11 protein-coding genes and 1 pseudogene are annotated in these 16,661 nt (G+C 72.5%); 4 read left to right on the top strand and 8 right to left on the bottom strand.

Going from position 1 to position 16,661, the window contains the following annotated elements; translation table 11 throughout:
* Positions 1-605 (top strand): annotated as a pseudogene (locus PV341_RS35410) (serine/threonine protein kinase); the annotation flags it as partial.
* Positions 606-615: 10 nt separating this feature from the next.
* Here the strand turns inward: PV341_RS35410 and PV341_RS35415 are convergent.
* Together PV341_RS35415 and PV341_RS35420 are read right to left on the bottom strand one after the other, a co-directional pair.
* Positions 616-2,001, bottom strand: coding sequence for a polysialyltransferase family glycosyltransferase (locus tag PV341_RS35415; RefSeq protein WP_500328683.1), 1,386 nt, complete (start codon positions 1,999-2,001; stop codon positions 616-618).
* Between the two features lie 2 nt (positions 2,002-2,003).
* Positions 2,004-2,972, bottom strand: a complete 969-nt coding sequence (locus PV341_RS35420; RefSeq protein ID WP_500328684.1) for a glycosyltransferase family 2 protein — start codon at positions 2,970-2,972, stop codon at positions 2,004-2,006.
* Positions 2,973-3,425: 453 nt separating this feature from the next.
* Here PV341_RS35420 and PV341_RS35425 point away from each other — a divergent pair, with 453 nt between their 5' ends.
* The gene (locus PV341_RS35425) at positions 3,426-4,814 is read left to right on the top strand and encodes a glycosyltransferase family 29 protein (protein WP_500328685.1); all 1,389 of its coding nucleotides are present in this window, start codon (positions 3,426-3,428) and stop codon (positions 4,812-4,814) included.
* Complete coding sequence (locus PV341_RS35430) at positions 4,811-7,129, top strand: glycosyltransferase (protein ID WP_500328686.1); 2,319 nt, start codon at positions 4,811-4,813, stop codon at positions 7,127-7,129. Before PV341_RS35425 ends, PV341_RS35430 begins: the two co-directional genes overlap by 4 nt.
* A gap of 85 nt (positions 7,130-7,214) precedes the next feature.
* Here PV341_RS35430 and PV341_RS35435 read toward each other — a convergent pair whose 3' ends face one another.
* From PV341_RS35435 to PV341_RS35455, 5 genes are all read right to left on the bottom strand, one after another.
* Positions 7,215-8,330 (bottom strand): acyltransferase, encoded by a 1,116-nt coding sequence (locus PV341_RS35435; RefSeq protein WP_500359968.1) that lies wholly within the window; start codon positions 8,328-8,330, stop codon positions 7,215-7,217.
* Positions 8,331-8,336: 6 nt separating this feature from the next.
* On the bottom strand, positions 8,337-8,639 hold the full coding sequence (locus PV341_RS35440; RefSeq protein ID WP_500328687.1) for a hypothetical protein: 303 nt from the start codon (positions 8,637-8,639) through the stop codon (positions 8,337-8,339).
* A 166-nt stretch (positions 8,640-8,805) separates the two neighbouring features.
* Complete coding sequence (locus PV341_RS35445; protein ID WP_500328688.1) at positions 8,806-9,699, bottom strand: hypothetical protein; 894 nt, start codon at positions 9,697-9,699, stop codon at positions 8,806-8,808.
* Positions 9,696-10,526, bottom strand: a complete 831-nt coding sequence (locus PV341_RS35450) for a polyphosphate polymerase domain-containing protein (RefSeq protein ID WP_500328689.1) — start codon at positions 10,524-10,526, stop codon at positions 9,696-9,698. Before PV341_RS35450 ends, PV341_RS35445 begins: the two co-directional genes overlap by 4 nt.
* A complete protein-coding gene (locus tag PV341_RS35455) occupies positions 10,523-11,173 on the bottom strand; it encodes a DUF4956 domain-containing protein (RefSeq protein ID WP_500328690.1) in 651 nt (216 codons plus the stop codon). The genes PV341_RS35450 and PV341_RS35455 overlap by 4 nt, the downstream gene beginning before the upstream one ends.
* Before the next feature lie 598 nt (positions 11,174-11,771).
* Between PV341_RS35455 and PV341_RS35460 the strand changes: the two genes are divergently transcribed.
* Complete coding sequence (locus tag PV341_RS35460; RefSeq protein ID WP_500359966.1) at positions 11,772-12,857, top strand: acyltransferase; 1,086 nt, start codon at positions 11,772-11,774, stop codon at positions 12,855-12,857.
* Positions 12,858-12,942: 85 nt separating this feature from the next.
* Here the strand turns inward: PV341_RS35460 and mfd are convergent, their stop codons facing one another.
* Positions 12,943-16,491 carry a transcription-repair coupling factor gene (mfd, locus tag PV341_RS35465; protein ID WP_500359967.1) on the bottom strand — a complete coding sequence of 1,183 codons (3,549 nt, stop codon included), beginning with the start codon at positions 16,489-16,491 and terminating at the stop codon, positions 12,943-12,945.
* Between the last annotated feature and the right edge of the window lie 170 nt (positions 16,492-16,661).

The following is a 16,661-nucleotide window of genomic DNA, read 5'->3' on the forward strand; positions in this document are numbered from 1 at the left end:
CTTCGCAGCCCACCCCCGCCCCGGGCGCGACCGGGGCCCCCGCGGGCCACGGCATCGCGGAGGCCGTCGACGAGGTGAAGCGGCTGCTCGACGCCGGACGCATCACGCAGGCGGTCGACATCCTGGGCGGCGTGCTGCCGGCCGCCGCGGAGAAGCACGGCGAGCAGTCACCGGTGGTGCGGATGCTGCGCAAGCAGTACGCGGCCACGCTGATGGAGGACGGCCAGTACCGCCGCGCCCTGCCGGAGCTGCGCCGGCTCGCGGACGAACTGGCCGCCGAGTCGGGGCCGCTGGGCCGCCAGTCGCTGCAGTACCGCTACGAGGCCGCGCAGTGCCTGGAGCAGTTGGGCGAGGCCCCGGCGGCGCTCGCCGAGTACCGGGCGCTGCTGCCCTCCTTCGAGCAGTACCGCGCCACCGACCCGGAGCTTCCGCTGGAGGTGCGGCGCCGCATCGGCCACCTGCTGCTGTCGGTGGGCGACCGCATGGCCGCCCACGACGTGCTGTCCCGCCTGCTGTACGACTCCGACCGGGTGCACGGCCCGCACCACCCCTTCTCGCTGGAGGTACGGCGGACGCTGACCTGGCTGGGGCAGGTCGGGCGTTAGCGGCCGGCGCCTAACGCCGGGAGCGCAGGCGGCGGGCCACGCGCACCATGCGGCGCACGGTGGTGTTGCCGCGCAGCCGCTGGGCGGCGCTGAGCGGGCCGCCGCCGGGCAGCCCGAGCGAGGTGAGGCGGCGGCGCCGGAAGTAGTACTCGGTGTCCGGGCCGAGGTGGTCCCGCAGCCACGCCGCGGTCTCCTCACGCAGCCCGGGGTGCATCCTGGGCTGCATGCAGAAGCCCACGGCCCGTACGAGCGGGGCGAGTTCCCCGGCAGCGCCGCCCTGGGCACCCGGGGTGGCGACGTCGGGCACGAGGTGGTCGACGATGGTCAGCGGGACGCGGTTGCTGTTCTGGTACGGCGTGAGCCGGTCCAGCACCAGACGGGTCCCGGCCCGTGCGATCGCGACGTCGTAGTAGGCGCTCGCGGTGAGCATCGCGGTGGAGAAGCAGCCGACGACCAGCTCCGGCCGACAGACCTCGTACAGCGTCTCGGCCAGCAGCGGGCCGTCCAGGACGCGCAGCCGCGCGCCCTCGGCGGCCGCGGCCTCCTCCATCGCCTTGGAGTAGCCGGCCGGCGCCGTGGGGTGGGGCTTGAAGACGATCGAGCGGTGACCCGCGGCGATCGCGCCGCGCACCATGGTGACGTGCAGCTCCTCTTCCTCCTGCGGGGTGAGGATGCGCAGGGCGGCGAGGTACTGGCCGAGCAGCACCGCGGTCGGCGGGTCCTGGGCGAGGGCGGTGAGCCGGGGGTCGTCCGCCGCCTCGACGGCGATCTCCTTGAGCACGGCCCTGAAGGCGTCGTCGGGGACGAGCTCGGGCTCCGCGCCGGTCTCCGCCAGCAGGAGCGGGCGCAGTCCGGGCACCAGGTCGAGGTGGAGGACCCGCTGGACGCGGTTGCCGAGGGGGCCCGGCAGCTTCTCACGGGTGGGCCCGTAGCTCATCAGGCCGTCCGCGTACACGTGGACGGCGCTCTCGGCGAAGATCGTGGCGAGCGCACGTGCCGGGTTGACCTGGATCGACTCCACGACGAGCTCGACGGGGACGTCGCCCAGGCCCCAGGAGTGCCGGAACAACCGCTGCCAGATGGAGCTCTCGTCCTCCAACGGGGCCCACTTGGAGGGCCGGTGCGGGTGGATCACCTCGTTCCACGAGACGACCTCGTCGAAGCGGGTGACGATCCGCTGGTACCCGTGCATGTCGGAGAGCTGGACGACCGTCTCGGGGACCGGGGCGTTGTTGCTCACCAGCAGGATGCGCCGGGTGCCGGTACGGGGCCCGAAGGCGCCGGCGTCCAGGGCGGCGGCGAGGGTCGCGGCGCCGTAGAGGGTCGAGACCTCGAAGATCTGGGCCCGGTCGTGGTTCATGCTCTCCTCAGCCCGTTCGGCCGTCGGCAGGGTCATCGTCAGGCCGCCTTCCGCGCGTCGGCGCGCAGCCGCTGGAGCACGTGGGCGCGCTGGACGTCCATCTCGGCGAGGGTCCGGTCCAGCACGTCCTGCGGCATGCGGGCCAGGGCGACGGCGGACTGCCGCTTGAGCTGCCTGCCGGTCCCGGCGTCGTAGCGCCGCACGTTGGACATGTGGAAGGCGATCAGCGCGCAGTAGGTGCGGACGATCTTGGGCAGGAAGCGCTCGGCCTCGCGGTCGGCGAGCACGTCGTCGAGTATCGCGTCGTGGGCGGGTATGAAGTCCAGCTGCCGGCCGTCGCTGATCTGGGTGAGCGAGTCGCTGACCCCGCGCCGGTAGAAGACCCCGACCGGGCGGATCACCGCGAAGGACCGGGCCGTCAGGTGCAGCCGCCAGACCCACTCGCGGTCCTCCGCGGTCCGCAGGCTGGTGCTGTAGCGCATGCCGCCGTCCTCGAAGAGCCTGCGGTGGTAGATCCCGGCCCAGACGAAGGGGTAGTCGACCATGGTCGACACGTGCGAGGGCGTGATCGCGTCGCGCGGGTCGAGCACGGCGTCCCAGCGCCTGGCAGGGGGGCGGTGCACGACCCGTTCGGTGCCGGTGGCCTTGACGTGCCCGGTGCGCACGAAGTCGCAGCCCAGCCGCTCGATGCCGGCGACGAGCTCGTCGAGGTAGCCGCGGGCGTACCAGTCGTCGCCGTCCAGGAAGGTCACGTACGTCCCGCCGGCCGCGTCCAGCCCGCTGTTGCGGGACTGGGCGACGCCCTTGTTCTGCTCGTGCCGGATCACCCTCATGCCCGGCAGCCGGCGCTCCCAGTGGTCCAGGATCTCCGGGGTGCCGTCCGTCGAGTGATCGTCGACGAGGATGAACTCGGTGTCCGCCCCCGCATTGTTGGCCAGCCCGCACAACATGTCGTGCGCATATGGCTGAATATTGCGGAAGGGGACGATTACCGAAAGTTTGGGCACCTGGGAATCCAGACGATCTCGACGCGGGCCACGGACTCCGGCCCCCCGGACGGTGCCGGAGGACAAGCGTATCGGACTAGATCCAGAGGGGGCGTCGGGAATGCTTCGGCAAGGTGAACGCAAGGAATACGGAATACGAACTCCCGCTTTTCCCCATGTCGCCCGCGACGCCCCCCGACCGCCGCCTTCCCCGTTCGCATCCGCTTATATCCTCGTTCACTTGAACGTCATATCCGCTCCCTATGGTGATCGCCTCCGCCCCATGTGCCGTGCGCGTGTCCATGTGCGTCGAGGTGCCCGGGCGGCGTCTGTTGATCCGCGCGGGAAACCCATGCAGTTCTCCCCAGCGGCCGTGTCATTGTTGGGAGCAGCATGGTCAAGTTCCGGGCTGGATGGCTCGAGAAAAGATTGGACAACTCCGCGGGCGCGGATATTCCGATCGCTTCGGTTTCCGTGGCCGAGTGCGTCCGGTCCTGTGCGGTCCACGGCGGCAAGCTCGCCAAGAACCTGGACTGGAGAAAGGGCCAGCTCGCCGAGGCGATCCGGGAACTGCTGGCCCGGTACGCGGCCGCGATGACGGATCCGGGTGACGCCGCCGCACTCACCGGTGGGAAGAGCACCTGGCCGAAGTCGAACCCCGAGGTCTTCGACGCCCTGCTCGAGGTGGGCAACAAGGCCGTGGACGTGCAGGGCGCCGACGAGCTGCAGCTCGCGACGCGCATCACCGAGACGGTCCTCGGCGTCCGCAAGCAGTCCCGGGCCGGCTGGCGCCTGCGGGCGCGCCTGATGGACGCGCTCGGCGACGACGCGGCCACCATCGCCGCGTACGAGCGCTTCCTGGCGCTGACCCCCAACGACGACCTCAACATCGCGGGCCGCATCACCAAGCTGCGGGAGAGCGGCGAGCGCCTCGCGCGGACGCTGCAGCTGCTCCAGCAGGAGGCCCCCGGCTCCCGTGAGTTCGCGGGCGTCCCGGAGACCGAGCTGTGGGCCGAGGGCCTGGCCCTCAAGGACGCCGGCGACTGGGAGCGCGCCGAGCCCCGGCTCGTGGCCGCGCTCGTCGGGATGAGCGAGCAGGAGGGTTCCGCCACCTCGGTGCGCGCGGCGCTGACCGACTACGTGAACCTCCGTCTGGAGCGGGACCGCGGCCGGCTGGCCGGCTCGACCCAGCTGCTCGAGCTGTACGCCGACGACCGCCGGCTGCGCGAGCTGGACCCGATCCCGGACCCGGCGCTGACCGGTTCCGAGATGGTCGGCCTCAGCGACTTCCGCAACCTCATCGCGGGGAAGACGATCTGTCTGGTCGCCAACTCCCAGCGGGTGGGCTCCAGCACGATGGGTCAGGAGATCGACTCCTACGACCTCGTCGTCCGCTTCAACTCGTACCGGATCGAGGCGCCGGCCACCGGCACCAAGACCGACATCCACGCGACGATCCACCTGCACAACTTCAACTGGGACAAGAAGGTCCAGACGCGGCTGGTCTTCAGCGGCAGCCACCACCAGTGGCGCAACTCGGTCCGCCGCCGCCTGGTCCCCGGCGCCCAGCGCTACGTCGGCGACCGCACGCTGCGCTGGCCGGTGCGCGAGATCGGCAGGATCGGCGAGGACGTGATGCCGTCCATCCCCACCAGCGGTTTCAACATGCTGTGGCTGCTGGACTTCCTGGACGTCAACCCGAAGATCGACCTCATCGGGTTCGACTTCTACGACAGCGGTGCCTACCGCCTGCAGGAAGCGATGAAGCTCCCGATCGCCACCGCGCACGGCTACGCGGACGAGAAGGAATGGGTCATGGCCCGCGCCCAGGACGTCACTGAAATGAGGATATCGCTCCGATGACCGCCTCTGTCCCGGTTCCGGCACCCCGGAGCGAAACGCTGACCGGCAAGCGCCGCGTCGCCTTCGCGTCGTACGTCGACGAGAACTACCTGCCCGGCTTCCTCGCCCTGCTGCGCAGCCTGGCCCTGACCAACCCCGGCCTCTGCGAGGACTTCGTCGTCCTCTACGACGACCTGCAGCCGGCCTCGGTCACCGAGATCCGCAAGCTGCACCCGCGCGTGGTCATGCGCCGTGTCGTCCCCGAGCGCTACGACGGCTTCGTCAAGGGCGACCCGGAGAACTACCTGATCCGCAAGGCGTACTTCATCCTCGACGTCTTCCGGATCCGCGACTACGACACGGTCATCACGCTCGACACCGACATGGTCGTCCTCGGCGACCTGGGCGAGCTGCTGCGGATGCGGCACGGCGTCGGCGCGGTGCCGCAGTTCCTGCTGGACCAGTCGAAGCTCAACAGCGGTCTGCTGGTCATCCAGAAGGAGTACCTCACCGACGAGTTCTGCGCGCAGATCGACGCCGTCGGCACCTCCGGCACGTACGAGCTCGACAAGCACGACCAGGGCATCCTCAACGCCCTGCTCGCGGGCAAGTTCGTCAAGATCGACCCGCGCTACAACTTCGTCAAGCGGCGGCTGTCCGGCGACCGCTCCCCCGACGAGGAAGACGTCGTCATCCTGCACTTCACCGGCCGTCACAAGCCGTGGAACGGCGGCGAGCACGGCTACTCGGGCGCCGAGGCGGCGTGGCAGGAGTACGACCTCCCCCACGCGGACTTCGTCGAGCGCTTCCTGGCCCTGGAGGACGAGAAGCACCCGGACCTGCTGATCCACTTCGGCCGCCACCTCGTGGCGAGCGAGGGCCGGCACGACGGCGTCCGCGAGGTCGCCGAGGCGTACCTGTCCAAGGGCCGGTACGAGGACGCGGTGGAGATCCTCGGCCGCTCCCCCATCCCGGCCGACGAGAGCCGTTCCCACGAGCTGCTCGGCCAGGCCCTGATGTCGACCTCCCGCTACGAGGAGGCCACGGCCCACCTGCTGCTCTCCACGGCCCACGCCCCGGCCGCCGCCCGCCCCTTCGGCCGGCTGGCGAACATGGCGTGGATCCTGGGCGACAACACGGCCTCCCGCGAGTACGCCCTGGCCGGCCTCAACGCGGACGTCAGCGACCGCGCCTGCCGGATCTCGTACGAGCGCGCGGAGGCGATCGCCGCCCGCCCGGCCGAGACCGGCACCCCCTCCGAGCAGCTGGCGCACGTGGCGTTCTACATGGAGCGCCAGGGCAACGCGGGCGACAAGATCCTGCCCGAGACGGTCCGGCTCTGCTTCGGCCCGGACACCGGTGACCGCGGCTGGCACTCCATCCACGCGCACAAGCTGTTCGACGAGGCGGCCCTGGAGCGGGTGAACTCCCGCCGCGGCCTGGTCATCGGCGGCGGCGGACTGTTCATCCCGGACACCTCGCCGAACGGCAACAGCGCCTGGCAGTGGAACGTGCCGGACCGGCTGCTGGAGAAGATCGACGTCCCGCTGGCGGTCTTCGCGGTGGGCTACAACGCCTTCGACGGCCAGTCGTACACGCGCCGCCGGTTCGAGGAGAGCCTGCGGCTGCTGGTCTCCAAGTCGGCGTTCTTCGGTCTGCGCAACCACGGCTCGGTGGAGAAGGTCCGCGCGCTGCTCCCCGCGGAGCTGCAGGACCGGGTGCTCTTCCAGCCCTGCCCGACCACCGTCTCCCGCCAGTTGGTGCCCGGCTGGCAGGACCCGGTCGAGCGGGACGACACGGTGCTGATCAACTGCGCCTACGACCGCGCCGGGCTGCGCTTCGGCCACGACTACGACCACTTCCTCCGGGAGATGGCCACCGCGGTCCGTGCCATCGGCAAGCACGCCGAGGTCCGCTACGCCGCCCACGCGCTGGACGACGAGCGCTTCGTCTTCGACCTGCGGCGTGAGTACGGCATCTCGCTGCCGGTCGAGCCGATGTACGACTTCGACACCGACCAGCTGCGCACCGCCTTCGCGCGCACCAAGCTGGTGATCGGCATGCGCGGCCACGCGGGCATGATCCCGTTCGGCTGCGGCACGCCCATCATCAGCCTGATCTCCCACCCGAAGATGGCGTACTTCCTGTCCGACATCGAGCGCCCGGAGTGGGGCGTCTCGGTCCACGACCGGAACCTCGGCGCGATCCTCGCGGAGCGCTCCATCGGCATCCTGGACAACCTGTCGGCGACCGTCGCCGACGTCCACGGGCGCCAGGAGGCGCTGTGGAAGGTGACGCAGGACAACGTGGCGAAGCTGAAGACCGTCCTCGGCTGAGCCTCCCGGGGGAACCGGTCCTTCAGGAGGGGCGCCGTGTCGCGACACGGCGCCCCTCCGTCACGTGCTCCGGCGCCTTCGGGGGTCAGCCCAGCCAGCGGTTGAGCCGCAGGCGCGTCCACAGCAGGCTGGCGGCGAAGGAGAGCACCACGGTCCCGGTCACCAGCAGCGTGATCATGAGGACGGCGCCCAGCCAGCCCGCGTCGGCGGAGACGAGGTGCGGGGCGAGCGCCCGCAGGAACATCAGGTGCACCAGGTAGGCGCCGAAGGCCGCACCGCCGAGCCGGGACACCAGCGGGCGGAGGCGCTCCGGGATGCTGATCCGGTTGAGGGCCATCACCAGCGCGCCCGCCAGGAACGGCACGGCGAGGCCCGCGTAGGGCGAGGGGTAGTGCACCCAGTGCTCGTACGCGACCACCGCGGCCCACGCGCAGACCCCGGCCGCCAGCCACCTCAGCCGCCGGCGGCGGCCGGTGGTGGCCGCGAGCGGCAGCGCGAGCAGCGCGGATCCGGCGGCGGCGTACGCGACCTGGTACGGGGACAGGTTCCACTCGAAGTCGGGCAGGTTGACGTGGAGGACCTTGCCGAGGTCGCCCATGAAGGTCGGCGCGATGGCCAGCAGCACGAGCAGGCCGCCCAGGCCCCAGGGCCGCTTGCCCGCCTTTATCAGCGCGGCGAGCGAGAGCAGCAGGATCACCGGCACGTAGGCGTACAGGTACCAGAGGTGGTAGGCGGGCTGGATCGAGCCGAACAGCGACTCGAAGGCCAGCCGCTGCGTGGGACGGGAGTTGGTGTCCCGGATCCAGTCCCAGGCGAGGTACGCGGCGGTCCACACGCCCATCGGCACCACGATGCGGGTCAGCCGTCTGCGGACCTGCGTGCCGTCCCGGGGGGTCGCGCCGACCAGCACGACCCAGCCGGCGATCGCGAAGAACAGCGGCACCGCGCACCGGGTCAGCCCGTCCGAGACGAGCCCGGTCCAGTAGACGGGCCGGCCGCCGGAGGGCTCGCGGCCCACGGCGTTGAGGAGCTGGCCGGCGGCGTGGCAGACGATGACACCGATGGAGCACAGGACGCGCAGCAGGTCGATGTCGTATCTGTGCTCACGCGGCCGGGCGACGGGCGTGGTGGAGACCTCGCTCGTCCCGGTCGCGTGACCGGCGGTGAGGGCGGGGGCGGCGGTGGTCGTCTGGGCGGAGATCGGCGGTCACTCCCGGGTGCGCTCGCGGAGCTCGGCCAGGGTCCGGCCGGGCCGCGGGATCGGATGGTCGTGGACGGGGGCCCGGTCCGTCATCGCGGGCACGGTGGTCAGCGGGCCGGTGGGTGGGGCGGCACGGCCGTCCGTGACCGCCGGCCCCCACGCGCGGTCCATCCGCTCTGCGAACCGGGCGATGTCGAACAGTTCCTGGACCCCCGTGTACCCCGTTTCCCCGGCTTCCTCGCCGGGCACGTCCGCCGACCCGGTCCGGCCCACGGCCTCCGGCACCTCGGCGAAGACGGCGATGTGCATGGATCCATCCCGGTCGCTGTCCGATATCACCTGCCCCGGCAGACTATGGGACGCCATGGGGGGAGGCGGGTGCGAATGTGGTGAACACCGGCGTTCCCGGGGTGGCGTCCAGGTGAACCTGGCGTGGGGACGCGCTAGCGCCGCAGGTCACAGGGGGTGCCGTTGGTCATGCGCGGTTCGTCGGGGTGGTGTCCGCCGCCCGGATGTAGTCGCCGACCAGTGCGCCGAGCAGGGCGCCGGCGAGGAGGTCGTCCCGTAGGTGGTCGGCGGTGTAGAGCCGGGCGTGCATCACCTGGACCTGCATCCAGCGGTACTCGGCGGCGCGCCGCGGGGCCCAGGCGGTGAGGACGGCGACGGCCGCGGAGGAGAGCGCCGCGGGCGCCGCCGGGTAGGCGCAGGCGCAATCGGCGGCCGGGGTGGCCTTCCGGGCCGGGCCCAGGGCGGGATCGAGGGCGGAGGGGCGGGACCGCCGGTAGTGCCCGGCGAGCCCGCCGCTGATCGTGCCGGCCAGCTCCAGCGCCGCGTCCAGGCGGACCCGGGCGGCCTCGCCCTCGGCGCGGGGCATCAGTTCGCGCCGGTCGTCCAGGTACAGGCGCCAGATGTCCCGCTCCCCGTGGGCGGCGAGCCACGCGGCGGCCGTCCGGCCGGCGGCGGTGCGCGTACGGGCGAGACGGCGGACCTCCCCGAGTCCGGCGGCGCGTGCGGCTTCCGCGGGCGGATCGGGCATCTGGTCCGCCGCCCAGCGGACGAACGCCGGGTCGTCGCGGGCGGTGCCGTGCCCCGACCGCCACCGGGCGTAGAGCGCGTCGGCGGCCCGCTGCTGCGCGTCGAGCCGCGTGGTCCAGCCGCGCAGTTCGGCGTCCGGGAACAGCGGGGGCGGCGGGTCCTGCTCGATCCGCCGCACCGCGCCGCCCGCCCCGGGGTCCGCGGGGGCGGTGACGTGGGTGCCGATCAGGCCGAGGACCGCCGCGGCCACGGCGGCGACGGCGACGGCCGGGTACCGACGGCCCGTGCGGGGGGCCCGGGAGCGGACCGGCGCCCTGCGGTGGGCCGTGCTCACCACGCGGGTCCGGCCGGGCCGGGGACCCGGGCCTCCGGTTCGGCGCGCGTGGGGGCGTGGAAGCAGTACCGCACCAGGCGGCGCACGTCGTTGCCGGGCAGGCCCGGGACGAGCAGGGCCTGTCCCACGACGTACTTGCTGAGCGGCAGCGGCCGTACCCCCAGGCCCATCAGCAGCCGGTCGGCGGCGCCCGGACGGGGTCCGCCCTTGGTCTCGACGAGGACGAAGCCGTGGTTCAGTGCGGCCGTCGCCCGGCCGCGGTGGCAGGTGAGCCGGCCGTCGAGGGTGACCCGGCTGCCGGCCGCCAGGTCGGCGAGGGCCGCGCGGACGTAGCGGATCTCCCCGGCGGGGGACAGCAGCCCGGAGCGGACCGGGACCCCGGCGGCGCCGAGCACGTCGTCGACGAAGGCGGCCGCCCCGGCGCCGATGAGGCCGTACTCCCGGGCGGCCACGGTGCGGGCGTGCTTGACCGTGGCGCCGCGGCCGTCCTTGGTCTTGACCTCGACGCGGCACAGCCCGTCCTCGACGTAGAGCCGGGTGCGGACCTTCCAGCGGCGCCTGCGCCCCTGCACATGCGCGTACCAGGCGCCGAGCCCGGCGGTGTCGAAGTACGTGCTGCGGTACCCGGTGGTGCGGCGGCCACCGACGTCCAGCACGTGGTGCGTCGGCGCCAGGGCGGCGACCAGGCAGCGCGCCGACAGGGCCGGCAGCAGGTACTTGCGGTCGACCCGGTGCTGCAGTGCCGCGGCGGCGTCGACCTCGGCGAGGGTCGCCCCGCGCAGCCGGGCCAGTCCCAGCGCCTCGGCGAAGCCCTCCGGGCCGGTCACACGAGCCTGCTCTCGAGCAGGCTGTCCTGGCCGCCCCGTCCGGCGGCAGCCGGCCCCGCACCGTCGTCCGGCAGCCCCCAGCCCAGGGGCGAGTCGCCGCGGTAGCGGACCGAGACCCGGGTCGTCTCGCGCACGAAGTCGACCTCGTCCACGAGCACCGCCAGCGGTTCCTGGCCGAACCTCAGCACGACTTCCCGGTGGATCGCCGCGGGGTCGGCGTACAGGCGGTCCAGGGTGAGGCGCACCACCCGGGTCGGCCGGTGGGCGTGCGGGTCGTCGACGACCAGGACGGCCGCGAGCACCAGCGCGTCCAGCGCCACGACGAACCAGATCTCCCGCTGCGGCAGGCCCCCGCACAGGGCGATCACCAGCGCCGTGAAGGTGTACGCGACGTCCCGGGCGGTGAAGGCGGTGCTGCGCAGCCGGACCAGGGAGAGCATCCCGAACAGCCCGAAGCCCACCCCGGCCGGGAACGAGCCCGCGCCCATCGCGCTCATCGCCGCGAACAGGCCGACGTTGAGCGCCGTCAGCACCAGCGGCATCTGCGGGGCCGGGCAGCCGCGCCGGTAGAGCAGGCCCACCAGCGCCATGAGGGACAGGACGTCCACTCCCCCGCGGGCGAGCAGGTCCCAGGGTCCGTGCGTCATGCGCGGCGCCGGGCGGGCGGGTGTGGTCCGGGCACGTGTTCCTCCGGGGGCTGGGTGGTGAGCCCGGGTCCCGGGGATCCGTCCATGGAAAGGGGGATGGGACGGCGGATCCCCGGGCCCGGGAGTCATCGGCGCGCGGGACGGACCACCGCGGCGGGGCGGGCGTCCCGGCGCCGTCCACCCACGCCGGACGATCCGTCCAGCGATGCCGGACGCTAGCCCCGCGCCCCCCACCGGGCAAGCCGCCCACCGGTACCTCCGGACGCCGGGCCGAACGGGAAACACCAGGCGGGAAGAGGGGACCCGGCGCCACGCACGCGTTGCGGCCATCGGACAATGACACCCGAAGGGGTGAGGGGAAGCCCGCTCCGATGACGCCGGACGAACCCCCCGCCACATCAGGGCGAATCACGGGTGAACGGGCACCCCGCCGGGCGGCTCCGGCGGCACCCCGGGCCACCGCGGCCACCCCGGGCCACCGCGGCCACCGCGGCCCCCGGCGCCGCCCGGCGGACCGAGACCGTTCCGATACCGCCAGGCCCCGGGGAGTTGGGCGACCGTTCGGTTCCACGACACCCGTGTGCCCGATCATCACGCGGTGTCGAATGAAACAGCCGTGCGACTGCCGTTGCAGCGCAGTTCCGCCTCCCCCGGACACTCCGCCGACGCGCGGGAACACCGCTACGACATCGACCTGATGCGGTTGCTGTGCTCCGCCACCGTCATGCTGGGCCACGTGGGCTCCCAGTTCATCCGCTCGACCGGGAACGACGCGTCCCACGGGGCCGCGACGTACTGGGCGGGGCACGTGGCCGAGGCGGTCAACCCGTTCGCGGTGCCCATGTACTTCGCCATCGCCGGATGGGCGGTGCTGGTCGGCGCCCCGCCGCGGGACAGCGCCCGGATGTGGCAGAGGATCGTCCGCAACACCGTCCCGCTCTTCGCGTGGACGGCGGTCTACCTGGTGTGGGCCTGGCTCCGGGACCGCAACGAGCGGCCCATGACCGAGCTCGCGAGGGACTCCCTCATCGGCTCCGTGCAGCCCGCCTACCACCTGTGGTTCATGTACAACTACATCCCCATCATCGTGCTGCTCGCCTTCGCGATGCTGATCAAGGACGGCAAGCGGCCCTGGGGGCTGGGGGCGGTGCTGCTGGGCATCGCGGTCCTGCCGAGCGTCCTGGCCCTGGTCGGGGACCTGACCCACACCGACCTGCCCCCCGTGGCCTGGGGCTTCGGCACCTACTCCCTGGTGTACGCGGTCGGCGGCGCCATGCTCTTCGCCCTGCCGGCCGGCGCCGTCCCGTGGCGCCGGTGGCTGGTCGTACTGCTGCCGCTCACCATGGCCGGGTGCCTCTGGTACAACACGCGGGTCCACTACGTGATCCCCAACGCCCACCTCTTCGTGGCCGCGATGAGCGTCTGCGTCCTGCTGCTGGTCAGCCGGATCCGCATCCCGGAGCGTTTCAAGCCGCGCCTGAAGCACCTGGCCGGCGCGGCGCTGGGCGCGTACATGGTGCACGTGCTCTTCGTCGAGGAACTGGTCCACCGCGTGGTCTCGCCGGACCTGAGCGGACCGGTGGCCGCGGTGCTGCTGGTCGGGCTGGTCCTGGCGGTGATGGTGCTGTCGTTCTCCACCAGCCTGCTGTGGGGCCGGCTGAACCTGCGGCGCCTGCTGGGCTGAACCGCGGGAGGCCTCCGGAGCGAAAGGGCCCCGTCCGCGCACCTCGACCTCGCGCGGACGGGGCCCTTTCGCGTCCCTGGAGGCTTCAGCTGTCCAGGACCGTGGTCAGCAACTCCGCCGTCCACGCGAGCAGTTCCCGGCCGACCACCGGCTTGCCGCCGATCCGCGCCGTGGTGGGGCGCGGCACCAGGATCTGCCTGGCCGCCTGCTTCACGACCGTGCGGGGGTAGAGGCGGTTCAGCCGCAGCTCCTGCGACTCGCGCAACTCGACGGGCGAGAAGCGCACGTTGCTGCCCTGCAGGGTGATGTCGCAGACCCCCAGACGGCGGGCCAGCAGCCGCAGCCCGGCGACCAGCAGCAGGTTCTCCACCGGCTCCGGGAGCTTGCCGTACCGGTCGGTGAGCTCCTCGCGGACGGCCTTGACGTCCTCCTCGGAGTTCACCGCGGCGATCGACCGGTACGCCTGCAGACGCAGCCGCTCGCCGGGCGCGTAGTCGTGCGGGACGTGCGCGTCGACCGGCAGCTCGATCTTCACCTCCAGCGGGGCCTCCTCGACCTCGCCGCCGCCTTCCTCCAGGCCGGCCCGGTAGTCGGCCACGGCCTCGCCGACCATGCGGATGTACAGGTCGAAGCCGACGCCCGCGATGTGGCCGGACTGCTCGCCGCCGAGCAGATTGCCCGCGCCGCGGATCTCCAGGTCCTTCATGGCGACGTACATGCCGGCGCCCATCTCGGTGTGCTGGGCGATCGTCGCCAGCCGCTCGTGGGCGGTCTCGGTGAGCGGCTTCTCCGGCGGGTACAGGAAGTAGGCGTAACCGCGCTCACGGCTGCGGCCGACCCGGCCGCGCAGCTGGTGCAGCTGGGAGAGGCCGAAGTTGTCGCCCCGCTCGACGATGAGGGTGTTGGCGTTGGAGATGTCGATGCCCGACTCGACGATCGTCGTGGAGACCAGCACGTCGAACTTCTTCTCCCAGAAGTCCACCACGACCTGCTCCAGCGCCGACTCGCCCATCTGCCCGTGCGCGGTGGCGATCCGCGCCTCGGGGACCAGGTCGCGCAGCCGCGCGGCGGCCTTGTCGATGCTCTCCACCCGGTTGTGGATGTAGAAGGCCTGGCCCTCGCGCAGCAGTTCGCGGCGGACCGCGGCGGCGATCTGCTTCTCCTCGTACGGGCCGACGAAGGTCAGCACCGGGTGCCGCTCCTCCGGCGGGGTGGTGATCGTCGACATCTCGCGGATGCCCGTGACCGCCATCTCCAGCGTGCGCGGGATGGGCGTGGCGGACATGGTCAGCACGTCGACGTTGGCGCGGAGCTTCTTCAGCTGCTCCTTGTGCTCCACGCCGAAGCGCTGCTCCTCGTCGACGATGACCAGGCCCAGGTCCTTGAACTTGGTCTCCGACGAGAACAGGCGGTGGGTGCCGATGACGACGTCCACGGACCCCTCGCGCAGGCCCTCCAGGACCGCCTTGGCCTCGCTGTCGCTCTGGAACCGGGACAGCGCCTTCACCACGACCGGGAACTGCGAGTAGCGCTCGGAGAAGGTGCCGAAGTGCTGCTGCACCAGCAGTGTGGTGGGCACCAGGACGGCGACCTGCTTGCCGTCCTGCACCGCCTTGAAGGCCGCCCGCACCGCGATCTCGGTCTTGCCGTAGCCGACGTCGCCGCAGATCAGCCGGTCCATCGGGACCGACTTCTCCATGTCCTCCTTGACCTCGGCGATCGTCGTGAGCTGGTCCGGGGTCTCCGCGTACGGGAACGCGTCCTCCAGCTCCCGCTGCCAGGGGGTGTCCGGCGCGAAGCTGTGGCCGGGCGCGGCCATGCGGGCGGAGTACAGCCGGATCAGGTCCGCGGCGATCTCCTTGACCGCCTTCTTCGCGCGCGCCTTGGTCTTCGTCCAGTCCGCCCCGCCCAGGCGGTGCAGCGAGGGCGCCTCGCCGCCGACGTACTTGGTGATCTGCTCCAGCTGGTCGGTCGGCACGAACAGCCGGTCGCCCGGCTGGCCCTTCTTCGCGGGGGCGTACTCGACCACCAGGTACTCGCGCGTGGCGCCCTGGACGGTGCGCTGCACCATCTCCACATAGCGGCCTACGCCGTGCTGCTCGTGCACGATGAAGTCGCCCGCCTGCAGCGTCAGCGGGTCGATGGTCTTGCGGCGCCGGGACGGCATGCGGCCCATGTCCTTGGTGGAGGACTTCTGGCCGGACAGGTCGGTCTCGGTGAGCACCGCGATCTTCAGGGCCGGGTCGACGAAGCCGCTCTCCAGCGAGCCGCAGGCCACATGGACCACGGAGGGCTCGACCGGCCCGTCCAGCCCCGTGTCGAGGCGCGCGGCGATGCCCTCGTTGCCCAGCACCTCCACGATGCGGGCGGCGGGACCGTGGCCCTCGGTGACGTAGACCACGCGCCAGCCGTCGGCGAGCCAGCCCTTGGTGTCGGCCAGCGCCCGGGCGGTGTCGCCCCGGTAGACCTCGGGGGCGTGCATGCCGAGCTTGAGGGTGTCGCCCTCGTCGTCCGGTGTTCCCTCGTCCGCCGCGAACGGGCTCACCGACCACCAGGGGACGTCGAGCTCACGGGCCCGGTCGCGCACGTCGGCGATGCTCCACAGCGAGGCCGCGCCCAGGTCGATCGGGGCCTCACCGCCCCCGGCGGAGGCCGCCCAGGAGGCCTCCAGGAACTCCCGGCTGGTCGCCACGAGGTCGGCGGCCCGGGTACGGACCCGCTCCGGGTCGCAGACCACGGTCATCGACCCGGCCGGCAGCACGTCCAGCAGCAGCTCCATGTCGTCCACCAGCACCGGGGCGAGGGACTCCATGCCCTCCACGGCGATGCCCTGGGCGATCTTGTCCAGCAGTTCGCGCAGCTGCGGGTGCTCCTCGGCCAGCTCGGCGGCGCGCGCCCGCACCTCGTCGGTGAGCAGCAGCTCCCGGCAGGGCGGCGCCCACAGGCCGTGCTCTGCGACCTCCAGCGAGCGCTGGTCGGCCACCTTGAAGTAGCGGATCTCCTCGACGTCGTCGCCCCAGAACTCCACCCGGAGCGGATGCTCCTCGGTGGGCGGGAAGACGTCCAGGATCCCGCCGCGCACGGCGAACTCGCCGCGCTTCTCCACCAGCTCCACCCGGGCGTACGCGGCGGCCGCCAGGGCGTCCACGACGTCGTTCAGATCGGCGGTCGTCCCGGTGCGCAGGGCCACCGGGACCAGATCGCCCAGACCCTTGACCTGCGGCTGCAGCACGGAGCGGATCGGTGCGACCACGACGCGTACCGGGCCGGCGGTCGGGTCGTCCTTGCTGGGGTGCGCCAGCCGGCGCAGCACGGCCAGGCGGCGGCCCACGGTGTCCGAGCGGGGCGACAGCCGCTCGTGCGGCAGCGTCTCCCAGGCCGGGTACTCCACGACGGAGTCCTCGGGCAGCAGCGACTGGAGGGCCGCGACCAGGTCCTCGGCCTCACGGCCGGTCGCCGTCACCGCCAGCAGGGTGCGGCCGGCGCGGGCCGCGAGCGCGGCCAGGGCCAGCGGGCGGGCGGCGGGCGGACCCACCAGGTCGACGTGCGGGCGGTTGCCGTCCGCGGCACCGCGGACCGCCTCCGCGAGCGCGGGGTCGTCCACGACGACGTCGAGCAGACCGTTCAGGCTCATGTGGCTTTCCGTCCCAGAGGCAGACAGGCGGGGCAACGCGAACAGCCCGACGCGTCGAACGAGCCGGGGTGTCCCAGCGTACGACGCTCCGCGGACACCCGGCGCCGCAACCTGTCCGGGGTCGTTTGCGCGCGGGCCCCCGGGGTGGCCGTGGGGGGGTGCTCCCACCC

Source organism: Streptomyces sp. PA03-1a (assembly GCF_033792805.1).
In the GTDB taxonomy this organism is placed as follows: domain Bacteria; phylum Actinomycetota; class Actinomycetes; order Streptomycetales; family Streptomycetaceae; genus Actinacidiphila.

Coding starts and splice junctions, on each gene's coding strand:
- PV341_RS35415 (WP_500328683.1), bottom strand. CDS start 2,001: ATGACCCTGCCGACGGCCGAACGGGCTGAGGAGAGCATGAACCACGAC.
- PV341_RS35430 (WP_500328686.1), top strand. CDS start 4,811: ATGACCGCCTCTGTCCCGGTTCCGGCACCCCGGAGCGAAACGCTGACC.
- PV341_RS35440 (WP_500328687.1), bottom strand. CDS start 8,639: ATGCACATCGCCGTCTTCGCCGAGGTGCCGGAGGCCGTGGGCCGGACC.
- PV341_RS35455 (WP_500328690.1), bottom strand. CDS start 11,173: ATGACGCACGGACCCTGGGACCTGCTCGCCCGCGGGGGAGTGGACGTC.
- mfd (WP_500359967.1), bottom strand. CDS start 16,491: ATGAGCCTGAACGGTCTGCTCGACGTCGTCGTGGACGACCCCGCGCTC.